This window comes from Vibrio aerogenes, from assembly GCF_024346755.1.
Taxonomy (GTDB): domain Bacteria; phylum Pseudomonadota; class Gammaproteobacteria; order Enterobacterales; family Vibrionaceae; genus Vibrio; species Vibrio aerogenes.
Map to the genome: position 1 here is coordinate 3216566 of NZ_AP024861.1, position 16833 is coordinate 3233398.

At 44.7% G+C, this 16833-nt stretch carries 18 protein-coding genes; 8 read left to right on the forward strand and 10 right to left on the reverse strand.

Features of this window, described 5'->3' with window-relative positions:
• Positions 1 to 61 precede the first annotated feature (61 nt).
• From nqrF to OCV29_RS14285, 7 genes are all read right to left on the reverse strand, one after another.
• Complete coding sequence (gene nqrF, locus OCV29_RS14255) at positions 62 to 1285, reverse strand: NADH:ubiquinone reductase (Na(+)-transporting) subunit F (RefSeq protein WP_073602525.1); 1224 nt, start codon at positions 1283 to 1285, stop codon at positions 62 to 64.
• Between the two features lie 35 nt (positions 1286 to 1320).
• Entirely contained in the window at positions 1321 to 1917 is a 597-nt protein-coding gene (gene nqrE / locus OCV29_RS14260) for an NADH:ubiquinone reductase (Na(+)-transporting) subunit E (RefSeq protein WP_073602526.1), read from the reverse strand.
• Positions 1918 to 1924: 7 nt separating this feature from the next.
• Positions 1925 to 2560, reverse strand: coding sequence for an NADH:ubiquinone reductase (Na(+)-transporting) subunit D (locus tag OCV29_RS14265; protein ID WP_073602527.1), 636 nt, complete (start codon positions 2558 to 2560; stop codon positions 1925 to 1927).
• Positions 2560 to 3345, reverse strand: a complete 786-nt coding sequence (locus tag OCV29_RS14270; protein WP_073602528.1) for a Na(+)-translocating NADH-quinone reductase subunit C — start codon at positions 3343 to 3345, stop codon at positions 2560 to 2562. Before OCV29_RS14270 ends, OCV29_RS14265 begins: the two co-directional genes overlap by 1 nt.
• A complete protein-coding gene (locus OCV29_RS14275) occupies positions 3332 to 4579 on the reverse strand; it encodes an NADH:ubiquinone reductase (Na(+)-transporting) subunit B (RefSeq protein ID WP_073602529.1) in 1248 nt (415 codons plus the stop codon). Before OCV29_RS14275 ends, OCV29_RS14270 begins: the two co-directional genes overlap by 14 nt.
• Before the next feature lie 5 nt (positions 4580 to 4584).
• Positions 4585 to 5925 (reverse strand): Na(+)-translocating NADH-quinone reductase subunit A, encoded by a 1341-nt coding sequence (locus tag OCV29_RS14280; RefSeq protein ID WP_073602530.1) that lies wholly within the window; start codon positions 5923 to 5925, stop codon positions 4585 to 4587.
• 419 nt (positions 5926 to 6344) lie between these two features.
• Positions 6345 to 6656, reverse strand: coding sequence for a BolA family protein (locus OCV29_RS14285; protein WP_073602531.1), 312 nt, complete (start codon positions 6654 to 6656; stop codon positions 6345 to 6347).
• Between the two features lie 184 nt (positions 6657 to 6840).
• On the opposite strand from OCV29_RS14285, the gene OCV29_RS14290 reads away from it, so the two are divergent.
• From OCV29_RS14290 to OCV29_RS14315, 6 genes are all read left to right on the forward strand, one after another.
• Entirely contained in the window at positions 6841 to 7980 is a 1140-nt protein-coding gene (locus tag OCV29_RS14290; protein ID WP_073602532.1) for a methyltransferase, read from the forward strand.
• 164 nt (positions 7981 to 8144) lie between these two features.
• A complete protein-coding gene (locus OCV29_RS14295) occupies positions 8145 to 8714 on the forward strand; it encodes a YajG family lipoprotein (RefSeq protein WP_073602533.1) in 570 nt (189 codons plus the stop codon).
• Positions 8715 to 9296 carry a peptidylprolyl isomerase gene (locus OCV29_RS14300; RefSeq protein WP_073602534.1) on the forward strand — a complete coding sequence of 194 codons (582 nt, stop codon included), beginning with the start codon at positions 8715 to 8717 and terminating at the stop codon, positions 9294 to 9296.
• 10 nt (positions 9297 to 9306) lie between these two features.
• Complete coding sequence (locus OCV29_RS14305; protein ID WP_073602535.1) at positions 9307 to 10671, forward strand: AmpG family muropeptide MFS transporter; 1365 nt, start codon at positions 9307 to 9309, stop codon at positions 10669 to 10671.
• A gap of 73 nt (positions 10672 to 10744) precedes the next feature.
• The gene (panE, locus tag OCV29_RS14310) at positions 10745 to 11647 is read left to right on the forward strand and encodes a 2-dehydropantoate 2-reductase (RefSeq protein WP_073602536.1); all 903 of its coding nucleotides are present in this window, start codon (positions 10745 to 10747) and stop codon (positions 11645 to 11647) included.
• Complete coding sequence (locus OCV29_RS14315) at positions 11644 to 12261, forward strand: DJ-1 family glyoxalase III (protein ID WP_073602537.1); 618 nt, start codon at positions 11644 to 11646, stop codon at positions 12259 to 12261. The genes panE and OCV29_RS14315 overlap by 4 nt, the downstream gene beginning before the upstream one ends.
• Here OCV29_RS14315 and OCV29_RS14320 read toward each other — a convergent pair.
• From OCV29_RS14320 to mltA, 3 genes are all read right to left on the reverse strand, one after another.
• Positions 12250 to 12699 carry a SufE family protein gene (locus tag OCV29_RS14320; protein ID WP_073602538.1) on the reverse strand — a complete coding sequence of 150 codons (450 nt, stop codon included), beginning with the start codon at positions 12697 to 12699 and terminating at the stop codon, positions 12250 to 12252. The genes OCV29_RS14315 and OCV29_RS14320 overlap by 12 nt on opposite strands.
• Positions 12700 to 12714: 15 nt before the next feature.
• Positions 12715 to 13524 (reverse strand): tRNA cyclic N6-threonylcarbamoyladenosine(37) synthase TcdA, encoded by an 810-nt coding sequence (gene tcdA, locus OCV29_RS14325; RefSeq protein WP_073602539.1) that lies wholly within the window; start codon positions 13522 to 13524, stop codon positions 12715 to 12717.
• 126 nt (positions 13525 to 13650) lie between these two features.
• A complete protein-coding gene (gene mltA, locus OCV29_RS14330; protein WP_073602540.1) occupies positions 13651 to 14760 on the reverse strand; it encodes a murein transglycosylase A in 1110 nt (369 codons plus the stop codon).
• Positions 14761 to 15010: 250 nt separating this feature from the next.
• Between mltA and argA the strand changes: the two genes are divergently transcribed.
• Complete coding sequence (gene argA / locus OCV29_RS14335) at positions 15011 to 16348, forward strand: amino-acid N-acetyltransferase (RefSeq protein ID WP_073602541.1); 1338 nt, start codon at positions 15011 to 15013, stop codon at positions 16346 to 16348.
• Positions 16349 to 16638: 290 nt separating this feature from the next.
• Positions 16639 to 16818, forward strand: a complete 180-nt coding sequence (locus tag OCV29_RS14340; RefSeq protein WP_073602542.1) for a hypothetical protein — start codon at positions 16639 to 16641, stop codon at positions 16816 to 16818.
• Positions 16819 to 16833: the final 15 nt, after the last annotated feature.

Sequence of the window (16833 nt, forward strand, 5' to 3'; positions counted from 1 at the left end):
TTCGCTGTCACTTAAAATAATGGCTGACATCAAGCCAGCCATTATTCAGTGATATCATTAATTAACCACCGAAGTCATCAAGGAGGATATTCTCATCCTCAACACCGAGATCTTTTAGCATACTGATAACAGATGCGTTCATCATCGGTGGACCACACATATAATATTCACAATCTTCCGGCGCTTCATGATCCTTGAGATAATTTTCATAAAGCACATTATGAATAAATCCGGTGTAGCCATCCCAGTTATCTTCCGGCAATGGATCTGACAATGCACAATGCCAGACAAAGTTCTCATTCTCAGCCTGTAACATGTCAAAATCTTCAACATAGAACATTTCACGCTTCGAACGGGCACCATACCAGTAAGAGATTTTTCTTTTCGATTTCAGACGTTTTAGCTGATCGAAAATGTGAGAACGCATTGGCGCCATACCAGCACCACCACCGATAAAGACCATTTCAGTATCAGTATCTTTGGCAAAAAATTCACCAAATGGGCCAGAAATAGTACATTTATCCCCTGGCTTAAGCGACCAGATATAAGAAGACATCTGTCCCGGAGGCGCATCAGGATTATTAGGCGGCGGCGTAGCAATACGCACGTTCAGCATAATAATGCCTTCTTCTTCCGGATAGTTCGCCATTGAGTATGCACGAATGATATCTTCATCGACTTTCGACTCATAACGGAATAAATTAAATTTATCCCAGTCAGGGCGATACTCTTCAGGTACATCATACTCTGAATATTTAACGTGATGCGCAGGTGCCTCTATCTGTATATAACCACCTGCCCGGAACGGTACGGACTCACCATCAGGAATCTGCAGCTTCAGCTCTTTGATGAAAGTCGCCTTGTTATCATTGGAAACAACCGTACATTCCCACTTTTTCACACCAAATATTTCTTCCGGCAGCTCAATATCCATGTCGGTTTTCACCGCAACCTGACAAGCCAGACGCTCGCCCTCACGTGCTTCACCTTTAGAGATATGGCTGAGTTCTGTTGGCAGAATATCACCACCACCAGATTTCACTCTAACCTTACACTGGCCACAAGAACCACCACCACCACAGGCGGAAGATACGAAAATACCCGATCCAGCCAGCGCACCAAGTAACTTACCACCGGGGTTCGTTACAATCGCTTTTTCCGGATCACCATTGATTGAAATTGTAATGTCACCTGTTGGTACAAGCTTAGATTTAGCAAACAAAATTACTAAAACTAATACCAGTACGATCAGAGTAAACATCACTACACCAAGAATTATGTCCATAGACTTTATTCCTTAATTGCTGCGGTTTACCCGACTTACAGTTGAACACCAGAGAAAGACATAAAGCCTAACGCCATTAAACCGACCGTGATAAATGTGATACCCAGACCTCTTAATCCCGGTGGCACATCAGCATACTTCATTTTTTCCCGGATACCTGCAAGCGCTACAATAGCCAGCATCCAGCCGACACCAGAACCAAAACCATACACAACAGATTCGGTAAAGTTATAATCACGCTGAACCATAAAGGATACACCACCAAAGATCGCACAGTTAACTGTGATCAAAGGCAGGAAGATCCCCAAAGCGTTATACAAAGGCGGGAAAAAACGATCCAAAACCATTTCGAGGATCTGTACCAAAGCGGCAATAACCCCGATAAAGGTAATAAAGCTGAGGAAAGTTAAATCAATCCCCTGAATCAGAGCATTCTCTTTCAGCACCAGATTAAAAACCAGGTTATTCACCGGAACTGAGATCGTCAGAACAACCGTGACAGCAATACCAAGACCGAATGCTGTTTTCACTTTCTTTGAAACCGCAAGGAACGTACACATTCCCAGGAAGAAAGAGAGCGCCATGTTTTCAAGGAAAACAGACTTAACCAGCAAGCTAATATAATGTTCCATGATTCAATTACTCCTCTGGCTCAACTTGTTCGGGTTTGAACACACGGATCACCCAAATCATGAAACCGATCAGGAAAAACGCTGACGGGGCCAGTAACATCAAGCCATTAGGCTGATACCATCCACCATTGTTCACTAATGGCAGAACTTCCAGGCCAAAAATCTTGCCAGAACCGAACAGTTCACGGAAGAAACCAACTGTAATCAGAACAAAGCCATATCCAAGACCATTGGCTATCCCATCAATAAATGAGGGTAATGGCGGTTCTTTCATCGCAAATGCTTCTGCCCGTCCCATCACGATACAGTTCGTAATGATCAACCCGACAAAGACTGAAAGCTGCTTCGAAATATCATAAAGATAAGCTTTCAGGATCTGGTCCACCAAAATAACCAGTGAAGCAATAATGGCCATCTGGACAATAATACGAACACTGTTAGGGATGTGGTTACGAATCAGAGAAACAAAGAAATTGGATAATGCCGTCACAAATGTCACAGCTAATGTCATGACAAAAGCAGTTTCAAGCTTGGTCGTCACGGCCAGCGCCGAACAAACCCCTAAAACCTGCAATGCAATCGGGTTATTATCCAATACGGGTGCAACTAAGCTGTTTTTCAGATTTTTTACAGTACTAGACATTAGTTCAGTCCCCCATCACGGACTTTCGCCAGAAACGGCCCAAAGCCCATATCACCTAACCAGAAATCAAACTGGTGTTGCACACCGTTACTGGTTAGTGTTGCGCCTGACAGACCATCAACACCATGCTCGGAACCAGCCGGAGCACCACCTTTAACAATTTTGATGGCAGGATGATGACTTTCATCGAATAGCTTTTTACCCACAAAGAGAGCACGCCAGTTCGGGTTTTCGACTTCTCCACCCAATCCAGGAGTTTCTCCCTGTTCATAATAAACAATCCCGTCAACAGTATTACCATCCGTTTCAACAGCAACGAAGGCATACATCATGGACCAGAGACCATTACCATGAATCGGTAAAATCAGACGAGTCACTTTGCCATTCTGTTTCACCAGATAGACAAGACCATAGTCAGCCCGTCTGCCAATTTTAGCAACATCCTGAGCTGGCGTTAATTTAACCGATTGATTCTTTTCTTTCGCAGCGCTTCTCTGATCATACTCAGCCGCTGTAACACCATCTGCTGTTTTATCAGTCAGCTCACCAGTCTTAAAAATAACCAGTTTAGGTTCAATGAAAGCGCTGTAAAGTTCAGACACACTTCCGGACGACAGGTCTACTCCGGAGACTTCCAGAATTTTTTCCTGTTTATCTAATGCTGCATTGGCCTGCTGCTTACTGCGCAGTCCAACTGCTGCTGCTGAAACGATAATTGAGCACACTAAACTCAATGCGATAACAACAAACAGCGTTTTTTTAATGCTATCGTTATTGCTTGCCATAACGCGCTAATCTCCGTTTGATGTTCTTTTCAACAACAATGTGGTCAAACAATGGTGCAAATAAATTCGAGAATAAGATCGCCAGCATCATCCCTTCTGGATAAGCAGGATTCACCACCCGAATTAAGACACACATGACACCAATCAATATCCCATAAGCCCACTTCCCTTTATTCGTGAAAGAAGCAGAGACAGGATCTGTTGCCATAAAGAACATACCAAAAGCGAAGCCACCCAAAACAAGGTGCCAGTGCCATGGCATACTAAACATAGGGTTGGTATCAGAACCAATGACATTGAATAAAGTCGACAGCGCAATCATGCCGATCATCACACCCGCAATGATACGCCAGGATGCAATTCCCATGTAAACAATAAAGGCAGCGCCAATAGCAAGAGCTAATGTCGATACTTCTCCCATAGAACCGGGAATATTACCGATAAATGCATCCGCCCAGCTGATCGCTTCACCAGTCACATTATTGATGAGTGCATGACTTCCACCCTGAGCCCACTGACTCAGGGCTGTTGCACCAGAAAAACCATCAGCAGCAGTCCAGACAACATCACCTGAAATTTGCGCAGGATAAGCAAAGAACAGGAAGGCGCGCCCCGCTAAAGCAGGGTTCAGGAAGTTTCTGCCGGTACCACCAAAGATTTCTTTAGCAACGACAACCCCGAAAGTAATTCCCAGAGCAGCCTGCCAAAGCGGTAATGTTGGCGGGACAATCAATGCAAACAAAATGGATGTAACAAAAAAGCCTTCGTTGACTTCATGTTTGCGCACCATGCAGAACAGGACTTCCCAGAAGCCACCGACCAGAAACACAACCAGATAGATTGGCAGGAAGTATGTCGCCCCCAGGAGCATTTTACTTCCCCATCCGGCATCTCCGGTCATAGATCCGCCTAATGCATCCACCAACCAGTAATGCCAGTTTGCATGGATTGCATTTGTAAAATCAGCGCCCTCATATATATGGTTTAGCGCAGCAATGGCTTGCCCGCCTGCATTGTACATCCCCCAGAACATTGCAGGGAATACAGCAAGCCAAACCATAATCATGATCCGCTTTAAATCAACGCTGTCACGGACATGAGAGCTTCTTTTTGTGACGGTTCCTGGCGTATAAAAGACTGTCGCTGCCGCTTCATACAACGGAAACCACTTTTCGTATTTACCACCCGCTTCAAAGTGAGGCTCTATGTCTTCAAGATATTTTTTAAGACCCATGGAGATTACCCTTCCTTCTCAATCGTATCGAGGCATTCACGAAGGAGTTGACCATATTCGTATTTGCCCGGACATACAAAGGTACACAATGCAAGATCTTCTTCATCAAGCTCTAAAATGCCCAGACGCTGAGCACTTTCAAGATCACCTGCACAGATATCACGAAGCAGTAACGTTGGCTCAATATCGAGCGGCATTACTTTCTCGTAATTTCCAATCGGAACCATGGCTCTGTCACTACCATTCGTCGAGGTAGTCATGTTGAAAAGCTGTCCTTTGAACAGATGCCCAAGGAAAGAACGTGTCACTGAGAACTTTCGTTTTCCAGGCATTGCCCAGCCCAAAAATTCTTTATCACGACCTTCACGAAGCACAGAAACCTGAAGGTGATAGCGACCGAGGTAAGCATGAGGCCCAGAAGCTTTCGTGCCTGTTAACACAGAACCGGAAATGACTCTGACTTCACCTGGCATTAACTCGTTATTAGTCAGGTCATCCAGACTCGCACCAATAACAGTTCTGACCAGACGAGGCTGATTCACAACAGGACCGGCAAGAGACACCACACGATCAGTGTAAAGCTCACCAGTCAAAAACAGATGACCAATGGCAATCACATCCTGATAATTTACAGACCAGGCGACACGCTCAGCATTTACCGGATATAAATGATGCATATGAGTTCCGGCAAGCCCAGCGGGATGAGGGCCTTCAAACACATGTTCTTCAACATTAGACTGAGAGGATCGAGGTAAACTCTTTCCATGTTTACATACATAAACTTTGCTTTCTGTCAGTCCAGATAACACATCTAAACCAGCAATGAAAGCATCAGCCTGTTCATTGATAACTAATTGAGGATCTGCAGCCAAAGGATTCGTATCTATAGCAGTTACAAAAATTGCTTTGGTTGTAGAATCAATAGCAGGAACCTTGCTAAATGGCCGGGTACGTAACGCAGTCCATAATCCGGAATCAACCAGCTGTGTTTTGATCTGGTCTCGACTCAGACTACCCAGTTGAGAGGCTTCAAATTTATCGAATGTCACCTGTCCATCGCCTGAAACCTCAATCACAACAGATTGAAGCACACGCTTTGCACCACGGTTGACTTCGATAACTTTACCGCTCACCGGAGAAGTAAATTTCACTCCCGGGTTCTTCTTATCTTCAAAAAGGACCTGAGCTTTCTTTACTTCATCACCTACGCGAACATGCATTGTTGGACGCATGCCGACGTACTCTTCGCCAAGCAAGGCGACTTTGCTGATGGCTTTGCCATCATTTATCACCTGGGAAGGCGTTCCTGCAATAGGAAGGTCCAACCCTTTTTTTATTGTAATCATACGCACTTGCACTATTTTATCGGGAAAAAGATTCTTTTGACTGTATTTTCAGCTTAACCCAGACCTGAACTTTATCAATCTGAGTCCAATCAATCTGACACGACATTTCACCAACGGTTTCCGTTTTATCACCGGAACCATGATTGTCACTTTACAAAAATAACCACTTTAGTAATAAGGTTACCTATACACAGGCGAAAAAGTGTAACACCGTTTAACCTTATAACACTATGCATAAAATTAACGATCATGCATTCAAAACGCATGACGCCAAGACAGACAAAAACTTCAATGCAGTCGTTGGTATTATCTGCAATTATATGCACTTAATTATCTGCTCAATCTTATTTTTCAAAAAGATCTACTTGACTAAAAAATATGCTTTAGCTCACAAGCTAATATGATGGGATACTTACCAGTTAATCTTTCAGTCGACCACCGAAACACATCGGACTATCGGGAGCCTCTTGTTGCTGACTCCATTGCTCTGGCGTATATGTATGAATTGATAACGCATGCACACACTCCTCCAGTTCTTCGGCTAACACCTGATTCACAGCCCGATGCTGTTCGATCAAACGTTTACCTTCGAAAAACTTACTGGCTATGACCACTTTAAAGTGGCTCTCTGAGCCTTTGGGAACGTTATGCATATAACTTTCGTTGAGCACTTGTAAATAGTCTGGACGAAACGCTTCTGTTAACTTGGCTTCGATCACATCTTGAATCATTTAACTTCCTCTTCTGGTTTCCCGGAGAATGAATCTGCTTAATTATAATACTTATATCCGGTGAAACACTTACAGCTGTATATATTACTATTCATCAGTCAATCAAGAAAGGTTTAGGTTCCTAGTTTATGCAGCATTTGAGACAATAATCGGATATTTAATTGATAAATACATATGCAACCCAATGAAAAACGAACTACAATTTTCTGATCGAACATTAAAATTATCTCGCTATCCATATCGTTCAAATGACAGTTTGCAAGCTTGGGATGCAGGTGATGAATATATTATTCGTTATACAGAAGAGGAAATGTCGCTCCTCCCAGACCAAAAGATACTCATTCTGAATGATCACTTTGGTGCTCTGTCCTGCTGGTTTTCGCAACATCATCAAGTGACAACGATGAGTGATTCTTTCCTTTCTCATCAGGGAATCCGGCGTAATCTAGAAGAAAATGACTGTCCTTCTGTTCGCTTATTAACGACGATGGATAGCCTACCTCAACACATAGATTTCGTGCTGCTGAAACTGCCGAAAATCAACCGCCACCTGATATGGCAATTGATACAAATTCGCCAGAATCTGTCACCTGACTGCCAGGTAATTGCAGTAAATAAAGCCAGGGAAATCCATACATCCACCCTAAGGTTATTTGAGAAATATCTGGGCCATACAACCACATCACTTGCATGGAAAAAACATCGTCTGATCTTCTCAGCACCGGATGTTTCTACACATCACCCCGATCAGACACAAGAACTCACATGGCCGGTGGAAGGTGAATCCATTCATTTAATCAATCTGCCTAATGTCTATTCAGGTGAAAAGTTAGATTTGGGGGCTCGCTTTTTCCTGACGCACTTACCACAAGACCCTAAATTTAAACATATTATCGATCTTGGATGTGGTAATGGCGTCCTTGCTGTCAAAGCCAGGCAACTGAATCCACAGGCTGCAATAACCTGTATTGATGAAAGCTTTATGGCGGTCGAATCCGCAAGACAAAATTTACAACACCATTTTTCTGATTGCGAAAACATTCGTTGTATTGCAAATAACTGTCTTGATGAATTCAAAGGAAACTCTGCTGACTTAGTTTTGTGTAACCCTCCATTCCACCAGCAAACGGCAATCACAGATCACATCGCCTGGCAGATGTTCTGTGATGCAAAGCATGTTCTGAATAAAGGAGGACAATTATTAGTGATCGGCAACCGTCACCTCGGCTACGATGGAAAACTGACAAGAATATTTGGAAAAACTAGCGTAAAAACTGTCGCGGCTAACAAAAAATTTGTTATCTTACAGGCAACTAAAGGTTAACTTCATCTGAGTGACGTGCAACTTTTGCAATCAGAATAGATGAAAGAGAGCTACAATCATGTAGCTGAGTCATTTATATACAGCGCTTTAAAGGCTGTTTAGAACCGATTTGCACACAAATAAGCACATCGACTTATGTGATACATCTTGAAAAGGAATCGATCATGAAAAAACTGGTTATTGCAGCATCTATTGCTTTGCTTTCAGCCTGTTCAGCACCACAACAACAGCAAATTGACTTTTCCCCACAGCTGACTCTGAGTCAAAGCCGTATTGTTGAAGGCAAATCCTTCACGATGATGAGTAAAGACGTCAGAACAGCACAATATGTCGCACTTGTTGACAGCGGACACGCGAACATTGATCCGGTTCATTCTCACCAGAACGTACGTATTACGATTGAGAATGCACTTTCCAAACAGTTTGCATCTCAAGGCTTTAACATGAGTGTGAACAGTGAAAATACAGTAACAGCTGAGATTCAGGAAGCGCTTGTTTCTGTGAAACATTCCATTATGGAAAGTGAAATGAATGCCAGTGTTATCCTCGAGCTGACCGCAGAAACACCAACCGGCAAAATTGTAAAAACTTATCGCGGTACAGCGAAGAAAACTTCACCATTCAGTGCTTCAAATGATGATATAGAAATGGTCTTTAACGATGTCGTCAGTCTGGTACTGAAGAAAGTTGCGGATGATGATGAGCTTAAAGCTTATATGCAGGAGCACTTTTAAATGCTGAAACATCTGTTTTTTCTCCTGTGTCTGACAAGTTACAGCGTGATGTCGGCACCTGAAGTTGTATTTGAAACGACCCAGGGAAATTTTACGCTGGAACTTGATGCTGAAAAGGCGCCTGTCACAGTCGAAAATTTTCTGCGCTATGTTGAAGACGGCAGTTATGTCGGAAGCATATTTCACCGGGTCATTCCGGGATTTATGGTTCAGGGTGGCGGTTTTAACAGCCAGATGAATCGTTTGAAATCTTATGCGCCAATCAAAAATGAAGCCAGTAATGGCCTGAAAAATTTAACTGCGACTATCGCAATGGCCAGAACTCAAAACCCTGATTCAGCGACCAGACAGTTTTATATCAATCTTGTCGACAACCCTTTTCTTGATTATGGCGAACGTCCTCCCGGTTATGCCGTTTTTGGGCGGGTGACCTCTGGTTTTTCTGCTATTCAGGCCATTGGGAAGCAGAAAACCAAAACGACAGGTCATATGCAGAATGTACCGGTAAAACCTATTGTCATTACCAAAGTGACTCTGCTGAAAGAGAAAAGCACACCAGAGCCGCAGAAAGTGGCAAACTAGGCTGACAGGCATGTTGTCAAATACTGCTATCTCATGGAAAGAAACATTACGAAGCTACATGGACCGGCGACTTGCCTGGGTACTGATGCTGGGTTGCTCAAGTGGCTTTCCGTGGGTATTAATTGGTTCGAATATGTCAGGCTGGCTCAAAGATGAGGGCCTGACCCGTTCCGCTATTGGTTATTTTGGCAGCATTTTTACCGTTTACACAATCAACTTTCTTTGGGCCCCTCTTGTCGATCGGGTTCACCTGCCTGTTTTGGGAAAATGGCTTGGCCAAAGAAGAAGCTGGATTCTTTCCTGCCAGCTCATTATTTTGACTGGAACTCTTCTCATTGCCTCTGTGAACCCAGCCAGTCATCTGATGTTTACATCTCTGATCGCATTGATGATTGCGACGGCATCAGCCACTCAGGATATTGCGATTGATGCGTTCAGGATTGATTCATTTAATAAATCAGAAGAGTCCAAACTCCCTCAGGCATCAGCCATGGCAGTGATTGGCTGGTGGACCGGTTATTCATTACCAGGCTTTTTAGCGTTCACTTATGCAAACGAATATGGCTGGGGAAATATTTACTACGGAATGGCGGTGATTGTTCTGCTGTTAATCGCTTTCACACTGCTGGTCAGAGAACCTGAAACACACCGGGATTTATTGCAACAAAAAGCTGAAAAGCGACATGAACATTACACACACTCAGCCGTGTTAACCTGGCTGTCTGTCACCGTACTCGAACCTTTTATTGATTTTTTCCGGAGAAATGGCATCTCTGTTGCACTCACTTTATTGCTGTTCGTTTTTCTGTTTAAAGTCGGGGAAGCCTTTCTCGGGCGCATGTCGATTCCATTTTACAAAGAAATCGGATTCTCCAATGAGCAGATTGGTTATTATTCCAAACTGATCGGATGGGGGGCCACCATGCTGTTTACTTTTCTGGGCAGTGTCGTCAATGTCCGGTTTGGTATTGTAAAAGGGTTGATGATCGGCGGGACTGCGATGGCAGCCAGCAACCTGATGTTCTCCTGGATAGCAGAGACAGGCCCAGATGAGCATCTGTTTTTAGCCACGGTTATTGTCGATAATTTTACAACAGCCTTCTCAACCGTCGCATTTGTTTCCTTTCTGACTCTGATGACAGGGCAGGCATTTTCAGCAACGCAATATGCTTTACTGGCCTCATTGGGAAATGCAGGACGAACCGTGCTGGCATCTTTCAGCGGTGCACTGGCCGATTATCTCGATAACTGGACCCTTTTCTTTATACTGACAGCCATCATGGTCCTGCCCAGCCTGCTGATGCTTTACTCACTCCGCCATTATTTTTCACGCTTGCTGCTGAAAGCCAGACAGGAGAGGCAAAATTCAGCCTGAATTCAGGTTTCTTATTCCAGTCATCAGTTTTTTCTGATGAGAGAAGCTGATTCAAACATGAACCCTTATTGCTATGAATATTGTAATTCTGGGGCCGGGGGCCGTTGGTTCTCTCTGGGCCGTCAAACTAAGGCAAGCCGGACACCGGGTTTCAGTATGGAGCCGCCGGTCAGCCAGCCTTTACTCCATTCAGCTGGATGATCATCCAGCCATCGATTTCTCTAATCAAACGCATGCAGATATCAGTCAGGCCGATCTGGTTGTGATTACCGTTAAATCGTGGCAGGTCTCATCTGCACTTGAATCTGTCAGACCGTATCTTCAGCCAGAAACCATGCTGTTGTTCATGCATAATGGCATGGGAGTAACAGAGGAGCTCAGCTCTTATATTAACCATCATCCATGCCTGATCGCCACAACAAGTCATGGCGCATTGAGAGATGAATCAAGCGTCTGTCCGGTGCGGGTCTGTCACACGGGAGCAGGCGAAACCTGGCTGGGAGCGGCAACCCCATCCGGGCAACAATGTCAGTTCATGACTGACGTCCTGAATCATGCTTTCGCCCCGGTCTGCTGGCATGACAATATTGAACAGGCTCAATGGAAAAAACTGGCGGTTAACTGCGTGATTAACCCACTGACAGCAATCCATCAGTGTGCAAATGGCCAGCTGGCTTCATATCAGTTCAGTCAGCAAATTTCGGCTCTTATCACCGAAATCAGCCAGGTGATGAATGCAGAAGGGATCAAGACACATCCCGGTGCGTTAAACAAACTCGTCTTTCAGGTGATAGAAAACACCCGGGAAAACCACTCTTCTATGTATCAGGATATTCTCAGCCACAGAACCACCGAAATTGACTACATTACAGGATACTTACTGAAGATTGCCGGAAAACACCAGATTGCGGTTCCGGAAAATGAAAAGCTCTGCCAACAGATAAAGCAAATGGAAGAGAAAGGACAAAAAAGATGAATAAAAAAATTCTGGTGCCGGTAGCACCGGGTTCAGAAGAAATGGAAGCTGTGACGATCATCGATATTATGATCAGAGCCGGTTATGACGTGACGGTTGCAAGTGCCGATTTTAGCGGCAGACTGACCTTCAAAGCATCCCGTGGGGTGACACTGACCGCGGACTGTCTGCTGGTTGATATCGCAGATGAAGAATTTGATGCCATCATCCTTCCCGGTGGACTGGAAGGTTCAGAAATATTCAAAGACAGCACAGTACTGATCGAAATGCTGAAACAACAACAGTATGACGGCAGGCTTGTTGCCGCCATTTGCGCAGCTCCGGCGCTGGTTCTGCAACATCATCAGCTTTACCCGAAAGCGATCATGACTTGTCATCCGTCCTTCAAAGATACCATTCCACACGCACAATGGCGGGAAAAGCGGGTTACTTACGATAAGAATCACAAGCTCATCACCAGCCAGGGCCCAGGAACAGCACTTGAATTTGCGATGGAAATTGTAATTTATTTCTCAGGAAAAGCGCACGCATGGAAAATTGCCGAACCCATGGTCACGGCGCCTAACCTGAATTATCACCAGATGGGCAAATGGGATGAAGCGTCAGATCAGTGATTCTGTCTGTGTCTGAGTTAACGCTTTAATCTGACTGACAATGGCCCGAATCCCATTGCCTCGGGTCGGGCTCAGATGCGACAGTAAATTCAGTTGCTGAAAATAGTGTGCCATATCGAATGCATTAATTTCAGCACTGGTTTTACCCTGACAGGCCGCCATAATGACACCAATCAGTCCCCGGATTATTCTGGCATCTGAATCAGCGGCAAAAAACCACAGCCCTTCACGCTGTTGCGCCAACAGCCACACCCGGCTTTCACACCCGGAGACCATAATCTCATCAGATTTCAGGGATTCAGGCATCGCTGGAAGCTGTTTTCCCCACTGTAGTAATTGCCGGTACTTCTCTTCCCAGCCATGAAGATCCTGCATCACTTGCAGAATATCATCAGCTGTCATTTGCTCACCAAACGGAGCTGTTGTCACAATTTGCATCTCTGAAAGCACTTTCTATGATTGATGTTTTTGAATCAGTTTTTCTATCAGCCGGGCAGCAGCAATCAGACCAAAGCTGGCAGTGACCATCATCGCTGCACCAAAACCGCTGGCACAATCCATTCTTTTCGGCCCTTCTGCGGTTGATTTTGCCGCACAAACCGAGCCATCTGGCTGTGGATATTTCAGCTGTTCCGTTGAAAATACGCACTCAATACCAAATTTCCGGGCAGGATTTCTGGGAAAATTAAATTCCCGTCTTAAACGATCTTTAAGCTTTTTCGCTAACGGATCCTGAATTGTTTTTGTCAGATCCGCGATCTTAATCTGCGTCGGATCCGTCTGTCCGCCAGCGCCACCTGTGGTAATCACTTTGATTTTTTGTCTGCGGCAGTAAGCCAGCAATGCGGCTTTCGCTTTCAGGCTGTCAATCGCATCCAGCACATAATCAAATTCGTGCGTGATATACTGCTGAAGATTATCCGGTGTAATAAAATCATCGATCAAATTCACCTGGCATTCAGGATTGATCTGCCGGATTCTCTCTGCCATGACTTCGATTTTACTCTGACCCACCGTATTAGCCATCGCATGAATCTGACGATTCACATTCGTCACACAGACATCATCCATATCAATCAGCGTCAACGCACCAATTCCCGTCCGGGCCAGTGCTTCTGCCCCCCATGAACCCACACCGCCTATGCCAATAACGCACACATGCGCCGCTCTGAGGATCTCAACTTCATCATGCCCATAAAGCCGGCGGGTACCGCCAAAACGCTGCTGATAAGCTTCTGAAGCCGGGGAAGTTAACTCTCGCATAAAAAGCACCCAAATGTGATAACCGGACGAAAACAATAGCCGGAAAAGATAAAGAAAGAGTGCGATTTATACGCACTCCTTTGTCAAAAGTCCAGCGGCCATCAGCCGCGGAACGAACAAAAATTATCACTCAGTTTTTTCTGGTGGTAAAGCCCAGGGGGCCTGAGTTGCTGTGCCAATGAGTCCGAGTTTCCACACCCGGCCAAAATGACGGTAGTGCCCTGCGGCAGTACCGGCACGTGCCCCCATGCCATGATATAAATCCAGATGATTATCTTTGACCGCCCCGCCGGTATCGAGCACGATAAGTAATTTTAACTCATGCGTACCACTCCAGCTTCCATCTGCATTCAGCAGAGGTACTTCAGCCAGAATCGGGGTTCCCATTGGAAATATGCGTTTATCGCCAGCAACCGATGCCATCGGAATTAAAGGAATTCCGGCAGTTCCGGTCACGGGCGCTGCGGCTTTGGGGGCAAAAAAGACATACGAAGGATTCTGCTCCAGTAATTCCCTGACCTCGTTTTCCGGATGAGTCATCACCCATTGCTTAATCGCTTTGAGTGACATTTTTTCCTTTGGGATCTCTTTTCGGTCAATCAGCACTTTGCCAATACTGACATAAGCTTTTTTATTTTTGCCGGCGTAGGCGAAATATTCCAGAGAGTCATCATCCCCGAAATGAACAAACCCACTTCCCTGAACTTCCATAATAAACGGATCAATCCGGTTAGCGGCATATCCAAGTTCAAGTCCCTGACCTTCTAGTGCACCGGCGTATATTTCCGCTCTGGTCGGACAATCATCTGTACAATCCGGTTTCTGATAAACCGGGAAACGAAACCGTCGGTTGGCGGTATGCCTGAGTTCAACAACCGGCGAAAAATACCCGGTGAACAAAACATTCCCCCGCTGATCAGCGCCGCCTAGCTGTGCACTCTGAATACCGTATTGACTGAGTGCCTGAGGGTCACCACTTTTTTCTGCCCACTCACGAAGCTGCACATAAAGTGGCTGATAAATTTTAGACAAGGATGGAGATTTTTCTGCCACCAAAGCACTCTGGCGATTAAATTCACTAAAATCTCTTGGTGAATTTGAGCGGATATGATCTGTTTTGTTTAATATCTCAGGTAACACACCATCAGCATATTGTTGGGCTCTGTCTGTAGGATTGACACATCCTCCCAAAAGAAAGGCACTAAAGAGCAGAGCCAAAAGCTTATATAAATTCACCTGTATTCCTCATCATCGATATCCAATTAAACAGAGACCCAACAGTCTGACAATGCAGGGCACAATTTCAGAGCAGAGTTTATCACCTGAATGTCATAAAAAATCAATATGGTAAAACGACATCATATACTCAGGGGATGAATATAAGCTGAAAAAATCAGAATCACAAAAACAAAGCAATAAAACACTTGCCTGAGAATGAATAAAAAGTCATCATTTCAGCATAATTAAACAAGGAGATGCCTGAACTGTGAAAATCAGAAGTACTGCACTCGTTAAAGGATTCCGCCAGTCTGTCCCTTATGTCAACGCCCACAGAGGCAAAATAATGGTCATTATGATTGGTGGAGAAGCTATTGCTGATAAAAATTTTGCCAATATCATCAGTGATATAGCTTTACTCCATAGTCTGGGAGTAAAAATCGTACTGGTCTATGGTGCCCGGCCACAGATGAATCAGTTACTGGATGCTCACAACTGCAATACGCCTTACCATAAAGGTATCCGGATTACTGATGAATTGGCACTTCCATATGTTGTTCAGGCTGCCGGACAACTTCAGCTGGCAATCACCGGCCGGCTGTCATTGAGTCTGAACAACACACCAATGGCCGGTAATCAGCTCAGCGTTATCAGCGGAAATTTTGTGATTGCACAACCGCTGGGAGTTGATGACGGAATCGACTACTGCCACAGTGGTAAAGTCCGCCGTATCAATATCGAAGGCATCAATCAGGCATTAAATCAGAATTCCATTGTCTTACTTGGCCCCATTGCCAGCTCAGTGACCGGAGAGTGCTTCAATCTGTTATCAGAAGAAGTCGCCACGGAAGTGGCCATCCGTTTAAAAGCAGAAAAACTGATTGGGTTCTGCTCCGAACAAGGTATTTTTGATGAAGAAGGCAACTCAATTGCTGAGCTGTTCCCGGCGGATGTAGAAGCGATGCTACAACGAGTCGAACAAGAGACGGAAGAACCAGAACATACAAACCGTGGCCGGTTCCGCTTCTTGCGGGCAGCGATAGCAGCCTGCAGAGCCGGTATTCCCCGAAGTCATCTGGTGAGCTATAAAGAAGATGGTGCGCTGATTCAGGAGCTGTTCTCCATCGATGGTATCGGCACACAGTTGGTCATGGCAAGTTCAGAGCAGGTCCGGGAAGCGCATATTGACGACATTGGCGGTATATTCGATCTTATTCAGCCGCTGGAAGAGAAAGGAATTCTGGTCCGCCGCTCCCGTGAACAACTGGAACAGGAAATTCATCAATTTACCATTATAGAAAAAGATGGGCTCATCATTGGTTGCGCTGCACTTTATCCCTATCCGGAAGAGCGGATGGGCGAAATGGCCTGTGTCGCGATTCACTCAGAATACAGAGATGGAAACAGGGGATTAATGCTCCTGAAGCACATCAAGAATCAGGCAAAAAGTATGGGAATCCAGCAAATATTTGTCCTGACGACCCACAGTGTTCACTGGTTCAGGGAACAGGGCTTTGTCGAAACTGGTGTTGAATCACTGCCAATCACCAAACAGAATCTGTACAACTACCAGCGCCGCTCTAAAATTCTTTGTCTGAGCCTGTAAAAACATCGCGGACTTTTCATCCTGTGAAGTCCGCTTCCTGACTCTCTTTCTGACATCTGACTGAGTCATCAATACCACTTCGCAGAAATTTGAGATGAACGCACTCAATCTCCAACAAAGATGGATCCTGATGATTAAACACTTTGATTCATAATGGAGATTGTGTAAAATTCCCGACAATGAGACATATTTATATTGACTTTTGTGACGCATACCTCACTTTAATCGCAATAAATAAACTATGCGTCCGAATTATTTATACAAAAAGTGTAATTAAGAGCATATAGCGTATGAGAACCATCATTTGTAATTCACTACAGAGCTTCTGGGACATGGGAGATAACCATTTTCTGGAAGGGTTAAATGTTCATTGTGTATTTCCGGTAGATGAACGCATCAAAGGATTTATTCTGGGTTCGAAAGAACGCTATAAAATTCATGAAATTACATTTACAAAAGCTTTTTCTTAACCAAATCCCGCCATA

Coding starts and splice junctions, on each gene's coding strand:
- OCV29_RS14275 (WP_073602529.1), bottom strand. CDS start 4,579: ATGGGTCTTAAAAAATATCTTGAAGACATAGAGCCTCACTTTGAAGCG.
- nqrE (WP_073602526.1), bottom strand. CDS start 1,917: ATGGAACATTATATTAGCTTGCTGGTTAAGTCTGTTTTCCTTGAAAAC.
- OCV29_RS14305 (WP_073602535.1), top strand. CDS start 9,307: ATGTTGTCAAATACTGCTATCTCATGGAAAGAAACATTACGAAGCTAC.
- panE (WP_073602536.1), top strand. CDS start 10,745: ATGAATATTGTAATTCTGGGGCCGGGGGCCGTTGGTTCTCTCTGGGCC.
- nqrF (WP_073602525.1), bottom strand. CDS start 1,285: ATGGACATAATTCTTGGTGTAGTGATGTTTACTCTGATCGTACTGGTA.
- OCV29_RS14315 (WP_073602537.1), top strand. CDS start 11,644: ATGAATAAAAAAATTCTGGTGCCGGTAGCACCGGGTTCAGAAGAAATG.
- OCV29_RS14285 (WP_073602531.1), bottom strand. CDS start 6,656: ATGATTCAAGATGTGATCGAAGCCAAGTTAACAGAAGCGTTTCGTCCA.
- OCV29_RS14320 (WP_073602538.1), bottom strand. CDS start 12,699: ATGCAAATTGTGACAACAGCTCCGTTTGGTGAGCAAATGACAGCTGAT.
- OCV29_RS14280 (WP_073602530.1), bottom strand. CDS start 5,925: ATGATTACAATAAAAAAAGGGTTGGACCTTCCTATTGCAGGAACGCCT.
- OCV29_RS14300 (WP_073602534.1), top strand. CDS start 8,715: ATGCTGAAACATCTGTTTTTTCTCCTGTGTCTGACAAGTTACAGCGTG.
- OCV29_RS14270 (WP_073602528.1), bottom strand. CDS start 3,345: ATGGCAAGCAATAACGATAGCATTAAAAAAACGCTGTTTGTTGTTATC.
- tcdA (WP_073602539.1), bottom strand. CDS start 13,524: ATGCGAGAGTTAACTTCCCCGGCTTCAGAAGCTTATCAGCAGCGTTTT.
- OCV29_RS14265 (WP_073602527.1), bottom strand. CDS start 2,560: ATGTCTAGTACTGTAAAAAATCTGAAAAACAGCTTAGTTGCACCCGTA.
- OCV29_RS14295 (WP_073602533.1), top strand. CDS start 8,145: ATGAAAAAACTGGTTATTGCAGCATCTATTGCTTTGCTTTCAGCCTGT.
- OCV29_RS14340 (WP_073602542.1), top strand. CDS start 16,639: ATGAGAACCATCATTTGTAATTCACTACAGAGCTTCTGGGACATGGGA.
- OCV29_RS14290 (WP_073602532.1), top strand. CDS start 6,841: ATGAAAAACGAACTACAATTTTCTGATCGAACATTAAAATTATCTCGC.